At 59.6% G+C, this 17,723-nt stretch carries 15 protein-coding genes; 5 read left to right on the top strand and 10 right to left on the bottom strand.

Annotation, left to right across the window (positions count from 1 at the left end; all coding sequences use genetic code 11):
• Genes flgK through ACR1XY_RS14970 form a run of 3 tightly spaced genes read left to right on the top strand, consistent with a single transcriptional unit; the run spans position 1 to position 3,553 of the window.
• Complete coding sequence (flgK, locus tag ACR1XY_RS14980) at positions 1-1,452, top strand: flagellar hook-associated protein FlgK (RefSeq protein WP_480594420.1); 1,452 nt, start codon at positions 1-3, stop codon at positions 1,450-1,452.
• On the top strand, positions 1,452-2,462 hold the full coding sequence (locus tag ACR1XY_RS14975) for a flagellin (RefSeq protein WP_480594419.1): 1,011 nt from the start codon (positions 1,452-1,454) through the stop codon (positions 2,460-2,462). Before flgK ends, ACR1XY_RS14975 begins: the two co-directional genes overlap by 1 nt.
• Positions 2,459-3,553 (top strand): flagellar basal body P-ring protein FlgI, encoded by a 1,095-nt coding sequence (locus tag ACR1XY_RS14970; RefSeq protein WP_480594418.1) that lies wholly within the window; start codon positions 2,459-2,461, stop codon positions 3,551-3,553. Before ACR1XY_RS14975 ends, ACR1XY_RS14970 begins: the two co-directional genes overlap by 4 nt.
• A 47-nt stretch (positions 3,554-3,600) precedes the next feature.
• On the opposite strand, the gene ACR1XY_RS14965 is transcribed toward ACR1XY_RS14970, so the two are convergent.
• From ACR1XY_RS14965 to ACR1XY_RS14935, 7 genes are all read right to left on the bottom strand, one after another.
• Positions 3,601-4,248 (bottom strand): DUF1523 family protein, encoded by a 648-nt coding sequence (locus tag ACR1XY_RS14965; RefSeq protein ID WP_480594417.1) that lies wholly within the window; start codon positions 4,246-4,248, stop codon positions 3,601-3,603.
• 11 nt (positions 4,249-4,259) lie between these two features.
• Complete coding sequence (locus ACR1XY_RS14960; RefSeq protein ID WP_480594416.1) at positions 4,260-4,526, bottom strand: hypothetical protein; 267 nt, start codon at positions 4,524-4,526, stop codon at positions 4,260-4,262.
• Complete coding sequence (locus tag ACR1XY_RS14955) at positions 4,527-5,864, bottom strand: DUF6638 family protein (protein WP_480594415.1); 1,338 nt, start codon at positions 5,862-5,864, stop codon at positions 4,527-4,529.
• Positions 5,861-6,316: a hypothetical protein gene (locus ACR1XY_RS14950; RefSeq protein ID WP_480594414.1), complete on the bottom strand. Its 456-nt coding sequence runs from the start codon at positions 6,314-6,316 to the stop codon at positions 5,861-5,863. Before ACR1XY_RS14950 ends, ACR1XY_RS14955 begins: the two co-directional genes overlap by 4 nt.
• Positions 6,313-8,244: an AAA family ATPase gene (locus tag ACR1XY_RS14945; protein WP_480594413.1), complete on the bottom strand. Its 1,932-nt coding sequence runs from the start codon at positions 8,242-8,244 to the stop codon at positions 6,313-6,315. The genes ACR1XY_RS14950 and ACR1XY_RS14945 overlap by 4 nt, the downstream gene beginning before the upstream one ends.
• A gap of 22 nt (positions 8,245-8,266) precedes the next feature.
• Positions 8,267-9,385, bottom strand: coding sequence for a hypothetical protein (locus tag ACR1XY_RS14940; protein WP_480594412.1), 1,119 nt, complete (start codon positions 9,383-9,385; stop codon positions 8,267-8,269).
• A gap of 216 nt (positions 9,386-9,601) precedes the next feature.
• Entirely contained in the window at positions 9,602-10,681 is a 1,080-nt protein-coding gene (locus tag ACR1XY_RS14935; RefSeq protein ID WP_480594411.1) for a hypothetical protein, read from the bottom strand.
• Positions 10,682-10,953: 272 nt separating this feature from the next.
• On the opposite strand from ACR1XY_RS14935, the gene ACR1XY_RS14930 reads away from it, so the two are divergent.
• Positions 10,954-12,429, top strand: a complete 1,476-nt coding sequence (locus tag ACR1XY_RS14930) for an NAD-dependent succinate-semialdehyde dehydrogenase (RefSeq protein WP_480594410.1) — start codon at positions 10,954-10,956, stop codon at positions 12,427-12,429.
• 134 nt (positions 12,430-12,563) lie between these two features.
• Positions 12,564-14,747 (top strand): esterase-like activity of phytase family protein, encoded by a 2,184-nt coding sequence (locus tag ACR1XY_RS14925; RefSeq protein WP_480594409.1) that lies wholly within the window; start codon positions 12,564-12,566, stop codon positions 14,745-14,747.
• Between the two features lie 779 nt (positions 14,748-15,526).
• On the opposite strand, the gene ACR1XY_RS14920 is transcribed toward ACR1XY_RS14925, so the two are convergent.
• The 3 genes from ACR1XY_RS14920 to ACR1XY_RS14910 form a co-directional block, all read right to left on the bottom strand.
• On the bottom strand, positions 15,527-15,994 hold the full coding sequence (locus tag ACR1XY_RS14920) for an Hsp20 family protein (RefSeq protein WP_170405897.1): 468 nt from the start codon (positions 15,992-15,994) through the stop codon (positions 15,527-15,529).
• Positions 15,995-16,116: 122 nt separating this feature from the next.
• Positions 16,117-16,932, bottom strand: coding sequence for a trypsin-like serine peptidase (locus ACR1XY_RS14915; protein WP_480594408.1), 816 nt, complete (start codon positions 16,930-16,932; stop codon positions 16,117-16,119).
• Positions 16,929-17,720, bottom strand: a complete 792-nt coding sequence (locus tag ACR1XY_RS14910) for a trypsin-like serine peptidase (protein ID WP_480594407.1) — start codon at positions 17,718-17,720, stop codon at positions 16,929-16,931. The genes ACR1XY_RS14915 and ACR1XY_RS14910 overlap by 4 nt, the downstream gene beginning before the upstream one ends.
• Between the last annotated feature and the right edge of the window lie 3 nt (positions 17,721-17,723).

Genomic DNA, 17,723 nt, shown 5'->3' with positions numbered 1-17,723 from the left:
ATGAATATGACGACGGCATTCAACAATGCAGTAAGCGGTCTGACGGCTGCGGCCCGAGGCACGTCGGTTGTGTCGGACAATATCGCCAACGCGCTGACTCCCGGCTTTGCCCGCCGGTCGCTGGAGCTGACGACAAATGCGATCTCGGGTCACGGGGTGCGAACGGTTGGCGTGTTGCGCAACCAGGATCCGGTCCTGACCGCCAACCGCCGCGCCACTGACGCTAGTCTTGCCTACCAAACCGCCGTGTCCAGCTTTCATGCTGGCGTCGAAGGCTTTATCGGCACAGCTGACGATCTGTCATCGCTTGCCGCCCAACTGGCGGATTTCGACGGCAGCCTGATCACCGCGGCCAGCCTGCCCGACTCGTCCGAGCGGTTGGATCAGGTCGCCCGCACCGGTCGCGATCTGGCCAGCAGGATCAAATCCGCCTCCGAAGGCGTGCGGCAACTGCGCACGGACGCGGATCGCACCATTGGCAAACAGGTGGACAGCCTGAATCAGGCCCTCAAGGATATCGAGAAGCTCAACGCCAGAATTCCCTCGGTCAAACATTCGGGCGGAGACATCGGGGCCCTGCTGGACCAACGGCAGGTGCTGATCGATCAGGTCAACGAATTGGTGCCGGTCAACGCGGTGCCACGGGCGAACGATCTGGTCTCGCTTTATTCCGATGGCGGCCTGATCCTGCTGGAAGGCACGGCGGCGCAGTTTTCCTTTACCACCACGAGCGACACTAAGCCCCATATGACAGTGGGCAACGGTCTGCTGTCGGGGTTGGAGATGAACGGCAACCCGGTGCGCACCAGTGGCGAAACTGCCCAAATACGTGGAGGCGCGCTGATGGCGCAGTTCCAGATCCGCGACGAGTTGGCGGTTGAAGCGCAGGCCAATTTGGACTCCGTCGCACGGGATCTGATCGAACGATTCGAAACCCCCGGTCTGGACCCCACCTCGCTGCCCACCGACGCGGGCCTGTTCACCGATGCAGGTAACCGGTTCGATGTGACGGCCCTGGCAGGGCTGGCCTCACGCATCAGCTTGAACACGATTGTCGATCCGGACAATGGCGGCGACAGCTGGCGGCTGCGCGACGGGCTGGGTGCTGTGGCCCCCGGCGATCCAGGTGATGCTACACAGCTGCAGGCCTTTGGCGCCATTCTCAGCGACGCGCGCCCAGTTGCGGGATCGCCCTTCGGCCCCGGTGCCATGCGCGCCTCTGACCTGACCGAGGCGCTTTCATCCAAAGCTGGGACAAACGCCCACACCGCCGGCCAGCGCCTGACCTTCGCCAACAGCGCCCAATTGGAAATGGCCCGGATTGAGGCCGAGGATGGCGTCGATACGGACCAGGAACTGCAGCGCCTGATGGAGATCGAGCAGGCCTACGCCGCCAATGCCCGTGTCATCTCGGTGGTGGATGAACTGATGAACACTCTGTTGAGGTTGTGATGATGAATTTGACGTCTATCGGTGATCTGGCGCGGGGCATGACATTGAAGACCCGCTCGGCCGAGCTGAAAACCCAAATCGAAACCCTGTCCTATGAGATGTCCACCGGCAAGGTTCAGGACGTGTTCGGACGTCTCGACGGAGATTACTCACATCTGCTGGATCTGGATCGCAGCCTGTCGCGGCTGGACGCCTATAGGGTCTCGACTGCCGAAGCCGGACTATTCACCGACGCCATGCAGCTGAGCCTGACGACAATTGACGGATCTGTCAGCGAGTTCACCGCGTCCCTGCTGTCTTTTGGTACGTCGAACCAGGCGGTCAGCCATGAAAACGCGTCCGTGCAGGCGCGCAACGAGTTGGACACAATCATATCTGCGCTGAACACGCGAGCCGGCGGGCGCAGCCTGTTTTCCGGAGTGGCTACCGACGTTTCCCCCCTGCCCTCAATCGACACGCTGCTGGCTGCATTAGAGGTAGAACTGACCGGACACACCACTGCGTCTGATATCCGGCAAGCAGCGGAGGATTGGTTCAACGACCCGGCCGGGTTTGACGCGGTGATCTATCAGGGGTCGGACACCGCTTTGGCGGCAATGCAGATCTCAGAGAATGAAAGCGTCCGTCTCCCCATCACTGCGACGAACCCTGCAATCAAGGACGCGTTGCGGGACGTTGCCGTTGCGGTGCTGGTGTCGGATGACGCGCTGAACCTTCCGCTCAATCAACGAACGGCGTTGTTCACGCAATTGGGCGTCGATCTAGCCAATACCCAGAACGAAATCGTCAACCTGCGCGCGCAGGTGGGGTCGGCCGAGGCGCGGATCGAACAGGCCGCAACGCGCAACAGTGCGGCGCAAACCAGCCTGGAATACAGCCGGAACAAGCTGATCGCGGCGGACCCCTATGAAACTGCGGCGCAGCTGCAAACCGTGCAGTTCCAGTTGGAAAGCCTCTATTCCGTCACCGTTCGCAACGCGAACCTGTCGCTGGTGAACTTCCTGAGATGAAACTCCTTGTTTTCCTGTTGATGCTGCTGCCTGGAATCGCCTGCGCTGGTGCGATCCGCCTGAAAGACCTTGTGGATTTCGACGGGGTGCGGGGCAATGATCTGGTGGGATATGGTCTGGTTGTGGGGCTGAACGGCACCGGCGACGGGTTGCGAAACTCGCCCTTCACCGAAGAGATCATGTCGAACATCCTCGAACGGCTGGGCGTCAACGTGAACGGAGAGGATTTTCGCCCCAAGAACGTCGCAGCCGTATTGGTCACCGCCAGCCTGCCGCCTTTTGCGCGGGTCGGCGGGCAGATTGATGTGACGGTGTCGGCTATTGGCGATTCCAAAAGTCTGCTGGGCGGCACCCTGATCATGACACCGTTGAATGCCGCCGACGGGAAGATCTATGCGGTGGCGCAGGGCACGGTTCTGGCTGGCGGTGCCGTGGCCGAGGGCGAGGCTGCCTCGGTCGTGCAAGGTGTGCCGACCTCTGGCGTGATCCCATCCGGTGCACGCGTAGAACGCGAAATTGACTTTGACCTCTCGACACTGACGCAAATGCGGCTGGCCCTGCGCGAGCCGGATTTCACCACCGCCAGCCGAATCGAAGTTGCGATCAACACCGAGTTCAACCGGGCAGTGGCGATCATGCGCGATTCCGGGACGGTCGAGCTGAACATCGCGGCTACGCAGGCGATATCTACGGCGCACGCACTGGGCCGGATCGAAAACATTCTGGTCGAGCCGGAAACCAAGGCCCGCGTAGTTGTCGATCAGCGTTCAGGTACCATCGTCATGGGGCAAGAGGTCCGCATCTCGCGCGTGGCGGTATCGCAAGGCAATCTGACCCTGACGGTCGAGGAATCTCCGATCGCAGTCCGGCCCAACCCGTTTGCGCGCGGCGAAACGGTTGTTGTCCCCCGTACATTCGCCGAGATCGAAGAAGAAGAAGGCACCGGACTGGCCGAAATCCCCGAGGCCACCACCCTGTCCGAGGTCGTGGCCGGTCTGAATGCGCTGGGTGTCTCGCCCCGCGACATGATCGACATTCTGAAAACGATCAAGGCTGCCGGGGCGCTTCACGCTGAGTTCATTGTCCGCTAACGATCTGGCCGCAATGGGATGACCAGATCAGACTTGTTGCACCATCGTCATTTTGATTTCCAGCTGTCCAGCCAACGGCGGAACCCGGTGTGCTTTTCTTCAATCGCATCACTCGCCGCGTAGAAGCTGTCTTCGACGTTTTCGAGCATCGGGTCGATGCGGCGCTGCCGGAACCTGCGCCAGCGCACCCAGATCGCCCAGACGACGGCAAAGAAAACCGTCAGAAAGATGATGTTGAACCATGGGATCAGCCGCACATCCGGGCTGTCCACCGGACGGACCGAAACCACATTGGGAAAGATCGACATAAGCTGATTGCGCCAGCCATAATGGCGTATCACCACCCATTGAGGATCCGCGGCTGTCGACACGAGATTGGTCAGCTCCGCCTGCAGATTCGAACTGTCGAGCTTGAAATAGGGCGGCCATCCCCAGCCGGTATCCTCGTTCCGATAAACGCGCGGCTTGCCGTTGGGGCGGAAGGTCTCGACGAAGCGCACATCGCGGTTGGTGGTTTGCGCCCCTTCCTGACCGGTATCCTGCTGCGCCCAGAAAATCGAGTTCTCACCAAAATCGACGCGCCGAACCTCGGTCTTCACGATCCGCACCACATCCTGCTGCGGCAGGGTGTATTCCAACACTGCGGCGACCAAGCCCCAGAAAACTATGATGAACGCCCATTTGACATAGACCATCTATCCGGCCCTCACATAAAATTCGTAATATAGATCAGCAGGGCTATTGCCCCAAGCGGAACGACATAGACGCCCAGCAGCAGTTTCCTGCGAAAGGAGCTGTCGTATTTCTTCAATCCTCGCGCGACAAAGGCGTCGCGATCCCCGGTCAGCCCTTTCTTTTCCCAATGCGCAATCAGCTTGCGCCGCCGCACCAGTCGGGAATAGATCGACAGTCCGACATAGATCACCGTCAAAATGATCAGCAGTGGAATCAGAAAACGGATTGCGACGATCATTCAGTTTCTCCCAACAGCACCCCAGGGTCCGACGCGCGCGATGATGTCATCGCTGATCCGGTCGGTGCCGCTCATGTCCGGTTCATGGCCGAACAGCGCGGCGCGGGCGCCTGCTTTGTCCACCTGATACTCGCGTTCCAGAAAGTCGGCAACATAGGCTTTCTTAGCCTCGGGCCAGGTGGAATAGGTGCTGTAGAACAATTCCTTATGGCAGATGAACATCTGGCGCGGGTCCAGTGGGGCCAGCTCGGCCAGCAACATGTTGACCAGATCACGGTTCGGCGTTTCCGCCGCGCGCAGGGTGTAGAAATATGCCGGATGGTCCGAAGTGATGCGCGGCCACGGCCCGCCTTCGCTGGCCCAACGCAGCAATTGGGAAAGTCCGTGAAAGGCCTCGGGCAGACGGTCGGCATGGTTTCGCGCCAGACGCCGCATATCGCTGCGGTCCAGCCCGGTCAGGTCGACACCCGCGTCGGCGGCGGCGTGTACGGTCAGAAAGTCCATCTTCTGCTGCAGGACGGCGGCAGAGTTCACACCGCGCGCCTCGACGATCGTCTCGACAAGGTCGTTGTCGTTCAGGAAGGTTGCAATCCGATGCCGTTGCGCAGGGTCAAACACCTGGTCGATTGGCATGTCATCGGGTCGGTCGCCCATGCAAATCGCCGCCGGATCATCCAGATCGGGGAAAAGGTAGAGCCCGCCGAAATGCGCCGTCCAGAAACTGCGCTGCTCAAACGCGGTGTGGCGCAGGTGGACGGGGTTGCGAGTGACGTCGCCGGTTTCCTTGGCGGTCTCGATCATCCTGGCGATCAGCACATCGTCGAACCAGGCGTCCTCTTCGGACTTGAAGCGTTCGACCATGCCTGCCAGTTGCTCGGCCTTGCGCAGGGTGCCACCGACCGTGTCGGCCTCGATCTCGATCTTGCGCAGGTTCAGCAGGTCGCGCGGCGTGGTGAGTTTGAAGACCGAGTTCACCAGCTCTCCGGCCACCGCGTCGGTGGCGGTCAGGGCGAACAGCTGCGCCTCGTTCATCTCGATGAATTCGCGCAGGATATCGCGCGAGGTCGAGAATTTGACGTTCAGCAGAGGCGCGCGTTTCTGCTCGGTCGTCAGCAGAATGAACTGCCGGTTGACCCCGTTGGGGTTGAGGTAGAGGTCGTCCTCCAACTCAATCCCCACCTCCGGCGAATAGCCGGAGATATCGACATGGAAATCCGTCAGCGCCGTGGTCTTGCCTGCCAGATGCTGCAGCGCGCGGTTATACCGCTCGACCAGAGCCGGGCTGGAGATGTGGACGAGGTTGCCGAACATCAGGCCTTTTTCGATGAGGCGGATCATTTCAGACCATCCTTCAATGAATGCCGCGTGCGCGCTTTTTCCAGATGGCTTTTCTGAGCGTTTATTCGGCTTTGAGTTTCTCGCATCGAGTCAATGCCTTCAGCTGCCGCACGACGCCCTAGGGCGTGGTTCAACAAGCAGACTACAACACTCGAAACCACGAGAAGTAGTAGGAATTCGGACCCTCCTTCAGAACCGGTAGAAAGAAGAAGGAGCCAGCCCCAAAATTTCAGTAAAAACGGAACGCTACCGAACCCATCCGATAGTATTGATGACAGAATCGCAGGCCCAATTGGCACCACAATGAATACAAGTAACAAACTTACGAATACCGCTCCCATGCCGGTGTGTTCGTCTCTCTTCAAACGGAGCTTTCCAGCGTGCCAACCCACGACCGCCGAAATCGCGACACTCAAAGAGTAATACGCAATAAGCGGTAGAACATCATTCATTCCAGTTCCTTTCTGAACCGCCGCTTGGCCTCTTCCATCCGGCCCATCTCACGCACCGCGTTTTCGATGGCGACCTCGTCGCTCTTGTCGGCATAGCGGAACTCGCTGTCGGCGTAGCGGTTGATCTCTTGCATCACCATCTCAACCGTGATTGGCTGGCGCAGGTCCTCGATCATGGCTTTCTTGGTGTCGTAGTCGCGGAACAGGAACAGGTCGGGGTTCTCCATCCATTCGTCGGGCAGTTCGAAATCCATCGCGCGGACCTTGACCGCGTCGGTGATGTTCTTGATCGCGCGGCCGGTGAACCGCTCATCCGCCTGCTGGATCGCCTTGAGGTAGGTGCCCAGCTTGGCGATCGTGTCCATCTGGCCGATATCGCCGGACACCCGGTCATAGACCTGCAGCAAGGCATCCTCATGCGGGCGGGAATGGCTTTCGAAACTGGCGGCGACGGCCTTCTTGATCTCCTGCGCAGCATAGGCTTCGTGCTCGCCCAGCGGAATGTCGTGGTTGCGGCCCATTAGCAGGTGCAGGATGTCGATGTAATCCTCGCGTGTCTGCGGCCCGTCCACCAGGAACCGCGCGCCTGCCCGCTGACGCAGGGCGTCGTCCACATTCTCGGGGTAGTTCGAGAACATGCCAAAGGTGCAGTTGCCGCGCACGACGGTATTGGCGCCCGCAAAGCTCTCCATCAGCACGGCGGTGATTTCCAACTGCCCGGCTGACGACTGCCGGTCACCGCGTTTGCCCGCCAGTTGGTCGATATCGTCGATAGTGCCGAAACCGATGACCGAAGGGTCGATGATCGTGTTGATAAAGGCCTTCGCGTTCTGGCCGGATTTGCCCTGATAGCTGTCGATATTGTCGGTGCTCAGGTTCTGATAGCGGAACGGATAACCCGCGTTCTGGCAATAGTCGTTGATCAGACCGGCCATCATCTGGATCAAGGTAGTCTTACCGGTGCCCGGTTTGCCATCCCCCATGAAGGTAAAGATGAACCCGCCGAGTTCCGCAAACGGGTTCAAGCGGCGGTCGAAGTCATAGGCCATCACCATCTTGGCCAGCTTCATGGCCTGATACTTGGCGATATGGTTGCCGACCACCTCGTTCGGCTTCTTGAACGTCATGGTCAGGGTGGTGGATTTGGCTTTGGAGGCGGGTTCGAACCCCCGGATCGTCAGATCATCAGCCTCGATATGCCATGCGGCGTTCTGGAACGGGGCCAGATGACCAGCGGACTGCGCACGCAGGGCCGCCTTTTCCATTAGCTGTTCAGCATAGGCGCTTGTGGCCGCGATTAGGTGCGCGTCGTCAGGGGCGTGTTTGGCTAGCGTTTGGTCCAACTCCCACAGCGCGCCGTGCAGGGCGAGTTGGCCATTGTCGGTCAAGACCTCTTCGATCTCGCCGATATCGACGGTGGTCTCGCCCAAGTGTGAGGACATCAGATAGGCCAGCGCATTGCCGAAGGTATGCGACGTGATCAGAGCCTCAGCTGTCAGCAATTCCGAGAACTCGGTCTTACGGGCGGCGGGCAGGTCACCGGCGAGATTGGCGCGTTTCAGATCGGCCAGCGGCGTCTGTTCCGCATAAGCCTCGGCCACGGCCAGAGCGATTGCGATGGCACGTCGTATCGCCTGTTGCGTGGTGGCCTGAGGCGGCGAGACCAACGCATCGCCCTCATCCGAGGCTTCGATCCGTTCGACCAGATGCACCCCATCCGCCCGCACGGTGCGACGGGTCACAAGCCCCGGTGTGGTGGATCGGAATCGACGCCCAGTAGACACGCCCGGGGACCGTTCAATGGTGGCCTCGACGGGTTTGGCAATCCGCGGGGCGTGTTCGAACCCGTTCAGCAAGGCGGTCGCAGCCGGATAGTGTTTGCGAATGTCTTCTTCGCGCAATTCCATCTGATCTGACGTCAAACTCATTTCAAAATCGCCTTTGCTGTCTTCAATATCTCAACACCTGTCCGGTCTTGCTGACGACGAACTTGCGCACATCGGCAAAACCCGGCGGGTTACGTTCGGCCAGAACCTGAAACGGGCGCTGGGGCAGGATGATGGATCGTTGCGTCCGCGTGGCCCCGGTCTCGGCCCCCTGCCCACCAAACGGGTCCAGCGCAAAGACTTCGCGTTCGACGGTCGAGAACCACCCGGCGCGTTCTTCGATCACCTCTTCGCTTTCCAGCTCTTCCGTGGTCCAGGCCAGCGCCCAGTCCTGCCCCTGCGGAGATTGCGCGTCCTCCAACACCTGTCGCAGGGGACCGGATTGCTCGGTATAGGCCGAGGAATACATCGGGCCCACGTGGATGCGACGCAGATGCTTTGGGTGCAGGCCGTCGAAATCCTGATCAAACCCCTTGGCGATGGTCACCAGTTTCAGGCCACCCAAGGACTGCGCCATCAGATGCGCCTGCACTTCGGGCCAGCGACGTTGGTCCTTGGGCAGGGCGGTTTTGCCGCTGTCCTCTAGCTGCATCAGGTAGATGACCGGCAGGTTGATCTGGCTGTCATAGACCGCCCAATGGACCATGAACTTGCGCCGATCCCCCTCATTTCCAATCCAGTGGCACTCGGGATCGTTGCGCGCCCAGAACAGCTGACCCTTCAGCAATTCCTCGTAATAGAGCCTTTGGGACAGCGCGAATTGCAGCTTGGTGGGGATTTCCCGGTCGCCAATGATCGTGCGGACCATGTCGGTTTTCAGGTCGTCCTCGGACGGCATATTCGCCAAATGCACCTGCGCCTGCTGCGCGTCATTGGCCATGGTCAGCAGCTCGGCCGCAACTGGGAACCCACTGTCGCGTTTGTCCATGGCGAGACTGCCAAAGAACCGCCCCGTATCGCGCCCGACCAGCAGGTATTTCATGGAAAGCGCACGGAAGGTGTAGAGCAGCCCCGAGAGGTAACGCGACACGATCCGCACCTCTTGTTTCGAGATCGCGCCCTCAGCCTCCATCGTCGCGGCCACACGCAGGAGGTGGACGGTGATCACCTCGAATTTTCGAAAATAGCGGCGCGAAGCGAAGGTGTCGGTCAGGCCGACATGATCTTGGGTGGGGTTAGTCATCCTCTGGGCGTTCTTCTGATTTTTTGTTCTTTCTGACCAAGATGTACAAGTTGGCGAGGCTACCCACGCATACGGCGGAATAAGTTCCAACCCACTTAGCCGTTGTTTCGGGCCACATCCAAATAACGGCCAGTACGATCAGCGTAACGATGACCATTTGGAAAACCCACTCAGGAACTGATCTGGGCAACCCAATTATCCTGAACTCAGATAGCTTCATCCGCCATACAGGTTCTTATCATGCTTCTCGACAATCGAGGCAAACCGGCGGGCAAAGCGTTCATCCGCCTTGGCCTTTTTCTCCAGCACGTCGCGCGCAAAGACCATGTGGTCTTCGTGTGCCTCTAGCATGTCAGCCATCTTCTGGTTTGTCGCGGTGCCGATGGCGGCCATGGCGGTTTGCGCTTCTTGGTCGGTCTGCACGCCGATCTCATTGATGCGGTGGGCCACATCTTGCTGCTGCGCGGTTTTCAGCGATTTGGTCAGGGCATCGTACAGCACAACGCGCTGCTGGGTGTCTGTCTGCAGCTTGTTGATCAGCACCATTTGCGTTGCCGCCTGGTTTTGCAGTGAATCGACCCAGGTCTTGCCCTTTTCGATATAGCGCTCCAGCGTCTGGCTTTTGGCCAGCTTGACCTGCTCTTCCTGAACCTTGGCGTTGTATTGCTTGTTAAGCTCGGCCAGTTCGGTTTCCAGCTGAGTGCGCGCGGCGGCGTCCTGTTCGACGCTTATCTTGTTTTCCAGCGTAATAATAGCCGGGTCCATGCCCTGAATCTCGGCGCGCAGAGCCTCCAGCTCGGCCACGGTGGCCTCGCGGTCGTCCAGCGTGCCGGTCAGGTTGTCCTCGACTTTCACGCGCTGTTCTTCCAACACGGACAGCTGGCCTTCCAGTAGCTTCACGATCACGTCGGATTTGGCGATCAAGTCCTGCAGTTTATCGTCGATATTGGCGGTGCGCATCCGCTCCTGCCGCATCGACTCGGATTTACCCTTGGAGAAGATGCCGACAAACGTCTCCCACCCGGATTTCGAGCGCATTTCGTCGAAATCCTTGGAAAAGGCGCTGGTGACGTCGTCCAGACCCATGATCAGCTCGGCGATATTGGCGTTCATCACCTCGGTATGGGCGTGTACATCTTCGAGCGTGGCATTTTCGATGTCGATGTCCGCCTCGGCCGTGCCAATCTTGGCGCGCGCAGCCTCGATCCGGCTGGTCAGGCTTTCAATCTGCGATTGGCTTTCCCGGACTTTGGTCTGAGTCTCTTCGATCAAGGCGTCAAATTGGTGGTTCGACATCTGCACTATCCCCTTTTTTTGTTCGTTTACCCAATAAGATAGGGAATGTTATGCTCATTTACATCCCCTCGGGTCCAAAAATCATGCAGACTTTGGCAAACTCATCACAAAAAAGATAGCGCCATGATGCCGCCGGTTGCGATGTGTTGAACATCTGCAATTCCGGCCTTTTGATCAAATCTGGATTGATCCGCGGGGCACAGTGGACATAGACAATCCGAAGCCCACCTGATTGGGTGCGCGTGAACAATATTCCTGCCGGAGGCTGACCTATGCTGGACGCAACAACCGACCTGAAATCGATCCTGAAGAATCCCGATCTGCTGGTGACCAAAGCCTATATCGGCGGCCAGTGGGTGGATGGCGACAATGGTACCTTTGCGGTGACCAACCCCGCCCGCGGTGATGTGGTAGCCGAGGTCGCCGATGTCAGCCGCGCGCAGGTGGCCGGGGCCATTGCTCAGGCCGAAGCAGCGCAGAAGGAATGGGCCAAGCTGACCGGCAAAGAACGCGCCGTGATCCTGCGCCGCTGGTACGACCTGATGATGGAAAACGCCGAGGATCTGGGCAAAATCCTGACCGCCGAACAGGGCAAACCGTTGGCCGAAGCTGTTGGCGAGATCGGCTATGGCGCGTCTTTCATCGAGTTCTTCGGCGAAGAGGCCAAACGCGTTTACGGCGAAACCATCCCCGGCCATCAGCGCGACAAGCGGATAACGGTTCTGAAACAGCCCATTGGCGTGGCGGCCTCGATCACGCCGTGGAACTTCCCCAACGCGATGATCACCCGCAAGGCTGGGCCTGCTCTGGCCGCAGGTTGTACCTTTGTTGCCCGCCCTGCGGCCGAAACACCGCTGTCCGCGCTGGTTCTTGGCCTTCTGGCCGAAAAGGCCGGCATCCCAGCGGGTGTGTTCAACGTCGTGCCGTCGTCGCGCGCCAGCGAGATCGGCAAGGAATTCTGCGAAAACCCGGGTGTGCGCAAACTGACCTTCACCGGATCGACCGAGGTGGGACGCATCCTGCTGCGCCAAGCCGCCGATCAGGTCATGAAGTGCTCGATGGAGTTGGGTGGCAACGCGCCGTTCATCGTGTTCGACGACGCCGATCTGGATGCCGCCGTCGAAGGCGCGATGCTGTGCAAGTTCCGCAACAACGGCCAGACTTGTGTCTGCGCCAACCGGATTTACGTGCAGGCGGGTGTCTACGACGCATTCGCAGCCAAGCTGAAAGCCGCGGTCGAAGCGTTGAAAGTCGGCGACGGCCTGACCTCCGGTACCACCACCGGTCCGTTGATCAACGCCGATGCGGTCGCCAAGGTTGAGGAACACATCAAGGACGTCACCGAAAAGGGCGGCGCGGTTCTGACCGGCGGGCTGCCACATGATCTGGGTGGCACCTTCTTCCAGCCCACCATCGTAACCGGTGTGACTCAGGACATGATGGTCGCACAGGACGAAACCTTTGGCCCGCTGGCCCCGCTGTTCAAATTCGAGGACGAAGATGACGTTATCGCGATGGCCAATGACACGATCTTTGGTCTGGCCTCGTACTTCTATGCCAAGGACCTGAGCCGCGTCTACAAGGTGGCCGAGGCGCTGGAATATGGGATCGTCGGCGTGAACACCGGCATCATCTCGACCGAGCTTGGGCCGTTCGGCGGCGTCAAACAGTCCGGCCTGGGCCGCGAAGGCAGCCATCACGGCATGGAAGATTATCTTGAGATGAAATACATCTGCATGTCGGTCTGATCCGATCCGGCCACCGCTTTCGGGCGGTGGCCATTCTTAATGCGCTTGTCATCAAACTGAATCACAACCGTCACAAAAGCGCAATCAACGGCGGTCATCCCTCTCGCATCCAAGTAAGAAGGGGATACCTACCGATGTCATTGCGCCTTGTCTGCCTGACATCTGCCCTTGCCCTGACCGCCGGTCAGGCCACGGCAGAGATGAACTTCAACCGAATTGCGTCCTTCCCGGTCGTCAAGAACATGGCCGAAGGGGCCGATACCACCCATGAGACGTCGCCCGAGATTATCGCTGCGACTGCGGATGGAATGACGCTGGTCTACACCGACAGCCCGCTGGGCGTGATCGGCATGGTTGACATAACCAATCCTGCGAACCCGGCACCTTTGGGTACGATGGACGTGGGTGGTGAGCCGACATCCGTGGGGATCCTTGGCGCGACGGCCTTTGTGGGTGTCAATACATCCGAAAGCTATACCGCACCGTCGGGCAAGCTGATCTCTGCCGATATCGCGAGCAAGGCGGAAACCGGGGCCTGTGACTTGGGCGGCCAGCCCGACAGCGTCGCCATCGCTCCGGATGGAAGCTTTGTCGCCGTCGCCATCGAGAATGAACGTGACGAAGACCTGAACGACGGCATAATCCCGCAGCTGCCCGCCGGGTCGCTGGCTCTGGTGCCGCTGAAAGACGGCGCACTGGATTGCGCAGGTATGAAAATGGCCTCGCTTACAGGTCTGGCAGACGTTGCCCCAACCGACCCCGAACCCGAGTTCGTGGATATCAATAGTCTGGGCGAAACTGTCGTCACTCTGCAGGAAAACAACCACATCGCGGTCGTCGACAAAGACGGCAACGTGGTCAGCCATTTCTCGGCGGGCGCGGTGGATCTGGAGGGCATCGACGCCACCGATGAGCGCGGCGCGCTGATCTTCACCGAAAGCCAACCGGGCCGCCTGCGCGAGCCGGACGCGGTAAAATGGATCGACGACAACCATTTCGCCACCGCCAACGAAGGCGACTACCAGGGTGGCTCGCGCGGCTGGACGGTATTTCACAAGGACGGCACCGTTGTTTACGAAAACGGCACCGATTTCGAAAAGGCCATCATCCAGATCGGCCACTACCCTGACAAACGCTCGGACAGCAAAGGGGTTGAGCCCGAAAGCGTGACCGCAGCCACCTTCGGTGGCACACCGATGATCTTTGTGGGCGCCGAGCGCGCCTCGATCGTGGGTGTCTATGACGCTACTGATCCGGCGAACCCGGTGCTGAAACAGCTGCTGCCCTCGGGTGTTGGCCCGGAAGGTTATGTGGCAATCCCCGAGCGTAACCTGCTGGTTTCGGCCAACGAGAAAGACCTGATCGAGGATGGCGGCCCCCGCGCGCATGTGTCGATCTTCGAGTATCAGGACGCCCCCGCCACCTATCCTCATCTGACCTCCGCAGGCGCGGATGAGCTGATCGGATGGGGTGCCCTGTCCGGTCTGGTCGCGGATGAGGACGGCATGATCTACGCGGTCAACGACAGCTTCTACGGCTTCCAGCCGTCGATCTTCAAGATCGACCCCAGCCAGCAGCCCGCCCGCATCGTGGACGTGATCCGCATCCACCGTCAGGACGGCAACCCGGCGCAAAAACTGGATCTGGAAGGCATCACGCTGGACGGCAAGGGTGGCTTCTACGTCGCCTCCGAAGGTCGCACCGACCGCGTTATCCCGCACGCGATCTACCACGTCTCGACCGAGGGCAAGATCAAAGACCGCAAAGGCGAGATCGGCCTGCCGCCGGAACTGATGGCGGTTGAGAAACGCTTTGGGTTCGAAGGCATCACCAAGGTCGGCGACACCCTTTGGATGGCCGTTCAGCGCGAATGGAAGGACGACCCCAAGAACCACGTGAAACTGGTCGCCTATAATCTTGAGACCAAGGAATGGGGCGCCGTGCACTATCCCAAGGCGGACCCGGAAAAAGGCTGGGTCGGTCTGTCGGAAATCGTGGCCTTTGGTGATTTTGTATATGTCATCGAGCGCGACAACCAGCATGATCACCGCGCGGTGACTAAGAAGATCTACCGTATTCCGTTGTCCGAAATGACCCCAGCTCCGCTGGGCGGTCCGCTACCCGTGGTCAGCAAGCAAGAGGTCCGCGACCTGCTGCCCGACCTGACCTCAACCGGAGGCTATGTTCTGGACAAGATCGAGGGTCTGGCCATCCTGCCCTCGGGCGAGGCGTTCGTGATGACCGACAATGACGGCGTCGACGATGCCTCGGGCGAAACGATGTTCTGGTCGATCGGATCGGTGACAGCCGGGAACTGAGTTTTGTCCTTTCGTGCGAAAAACCCCGCGTAAGAACTGCGTGGGGTTTTTTGGGTTTCAGAACGGTTTCCAGTATGGGCAAAATCGACCTTGAACTCTGGGATCACACCGTATTAGTCATCTCTAAAGCATTGGAAATGGATTAATTAATGCGCTCTCTCTTTCTTTTTGGCTGCCTTGCACTGGCCGCATGCAACACTACAACGGGTCCGACTTCTCCTGAGACAGAACCTTTGGATGTCGCGTCAACGCCAGCCGCAGTCAAAACACGCGCGATTGCCTTCAGCGCTGAGGACAACGGCGTACAGATTGCCGCAAATTGCACGGTACGCGGGCCCGGTTTTGACAAATCGTTTGCAACGCCGACAAAAATGGATGTCCCCATCGACTCATCCGGTAGGGCTCTGATCACCTACGTCAGCTGCGAAGCAGGCGGGCAGCGTACCGAGGCAAATGATATTCCCGGACCTGAAACAAAAACCGTCACTGCCCGGTTTGGCGGTTCCGGTCTTTTCGGAGATAAGGCACTGCTGTTTGGTCCGAGCGGAAATCTGGTGCAGTATTTTGTCCGAAATGCAGATGAAGGTGTAATCCGCGTAGGACGCGCACCTGAGCCGTAGAAAAAGGCCAACATCTTTCTTGCATCTAAAACGTCAGTTTTGTTGTGCAAAGCGGACGCTTTCTGCCGCAATAAACAACGCCCCGCGCCTGGAGGTGCGCGGGGCGTGCAGTCTGCGACAGCCCAGAGAGGCGGGACTGTCGCCTGTTGGTCAACGGCCTCAGTTCACGGCTTTGGCGTCGACCACGTCCTTTTCGATGGCCTTGGCCGAAGAAATCTCGATCCGGCGCGGTTTCAGAGCCTCGGGCACTTCGCGCTTCAGGTCGATGTTCAGCATACCGTTCTCATGGCTCGCGCCGGTGACGCGCACGTGATCGGCCAGCGCAAAGCGGCGCTCGAACGCGCGGGTGGCGATGCCGCGGTGCAGGTAGCTGCGCTCTTTGTCTTCGGCGGCCTTTTTGCCGGCGACGATCAGCGCGTTTTCCTTCATTTCGACCGACAGGTCATCTTCCGAAAAACCGGCGACAGCGACCGAGATGCGATAGGTGTCGGCATCGGTTTTTTCGATGTTGTATGGCGGATAGCTGGGCTGAGCCACGTCATTGGTCAGAACGCGGTCCATCATGTCGGCGATCTGGTCGAACCCAATGGTGGCGCGGTGCAGCGGTGCAAAATCAAACGTACGCATGTTTCATATCCTCATGTCTGAGCGATCTGTGTTTAGCCCTCCGTTCGGACGGGCGGTTCAATATACCGAGCCCCGTTTGTGGCGACCCGGTACAGTTCACATGGGGAGCATTTTGACCGAGTTCAAGACCCGCCGGAGGAGATGAATTTCGCGCCCGAACTGGACTTGCCCGATCCCACCTGCAACCGACGGATCGTGGCTTTGGGTTTTGGCGCATCCCGGCGCATGTCGGCCTTGAGTTCCGAAACGATTCCAGTCAGTTCCATCCCGAAACCGACCTTCTGTCGCCCGTCGGTTCCAACCGCGGAAACAACCGATAGAATTTGCCAGCGCGGACCTTTTCGCGCCAGCAACGCCGAACCGGATGACCCGAAGGTAATGTCACAGTTGAACGTGATCAGCCCCTGCCGCCGCTGCAGAATTTGACAGGACCGTTCCCGCGTGATCGCCTCGGACCGGCCGCGCCCATATGAGGCAATACTGACCTCATTTCCTGCCACGCCGCCGTTGTAGAGCACAAATGGATCGGCCACGGTATAGGGAATAGGCTGTTCCAAACGCATCAGGGCGACATCTGCCCGCACGGCCGCAGCGGAAAGTTCGGGGTGGTTGAGGTAATCCGGATGCGCCACGATCTGAACAACCTTGCGGTCGGCCAGCGATTTGCCATAGCTCAGCCCGGCCCGGAATGTCACCTCGCCCGGGGCATAGGTCTTGCCCGTATCCTCGTCGATCGCGCAATGGGCGGCCGTCAGGACCAGATCTTGCGCAATCAGCGTGCCCGTACAGAATCCGTGCTTGCCGATGTCCAGCCGACCGATGGCTTCCCAGCCAAACAAGTCCTCGCGGTCAGTCAGTTCGCGCTTGCTGCTTTGTGCATGGGACGCGGTCGACAGGACTGACAGGCACAAAAGGGCTCTCAGCAGGTATCGTGTCATGGCTTGATGAACCTCGCGCCTATGTTCCTGTTGCCCGTGCCATTGGGTGTGGCGGCAAGAAATCCGCGACCGGCCGACAATTCAGCCTGCAACAGCGGCAACGATCCCTCGACCGCGGTGCCGACCGAGACCCGCTGACCATTGAGTTCTGCCTTGGCGGCCACCACCGACACGATGCGTGGGCGGTCGCCTTCGAAGGAAAAGACCGGCGCACCGGATGAGCCGAACTCGACATCGCAGGACATCACCAGCACGTCGGACCGGCGGGTCATGACCGAGCAGACCTCTTGCAGGGACGGGGCCTCGGCCCGGTCCCGCGCATAGGACACCACGCCCACCTCGGCGCCCCGGCGCGGCCGGTCGCCAGTTTCAAATGGAATCACGGTGGTATTGCGTATGGGTTGCCATAGCTCGATCAGGGCGATGTCATTGCCCAGCCGGGCTGTCGGGGTTTCGTGGCTGTAACGGTATTCCGGATGAATCACCGCCTGCCGGGCCGCTCGGTAGGCCGAGGCCCGACCCAGACGCCACGCGGCCAGAAACTCGACCTCGGACAGATCGATCCGTCGGCCCGTCGACTTGTCAAACAGGCAATGGGCGGCGGTCAGGACCAAAGTCGGTGAAATCAGCGTTCCGGTGCAGAAGCCCGCACCGCTGATGTCCAGACGGCCCACAGCCATCCACGCCCGCCCGGCATCGGTGGTGTCCAGGCTTTTCAGCCCGCTGTCCTGCGCCATGGCGGCCATCGGTGTCAATGCCAGCGCGATTGCCCTGATCCAGTTTCGCAAGCG

The sequence above is a fragment of the Ruegeria sp. AD11(2025) genome (assembly GCF_056542405.1).
This window is presented reverse-complemented; position numbering and strand designations above follow the sequence as displayed.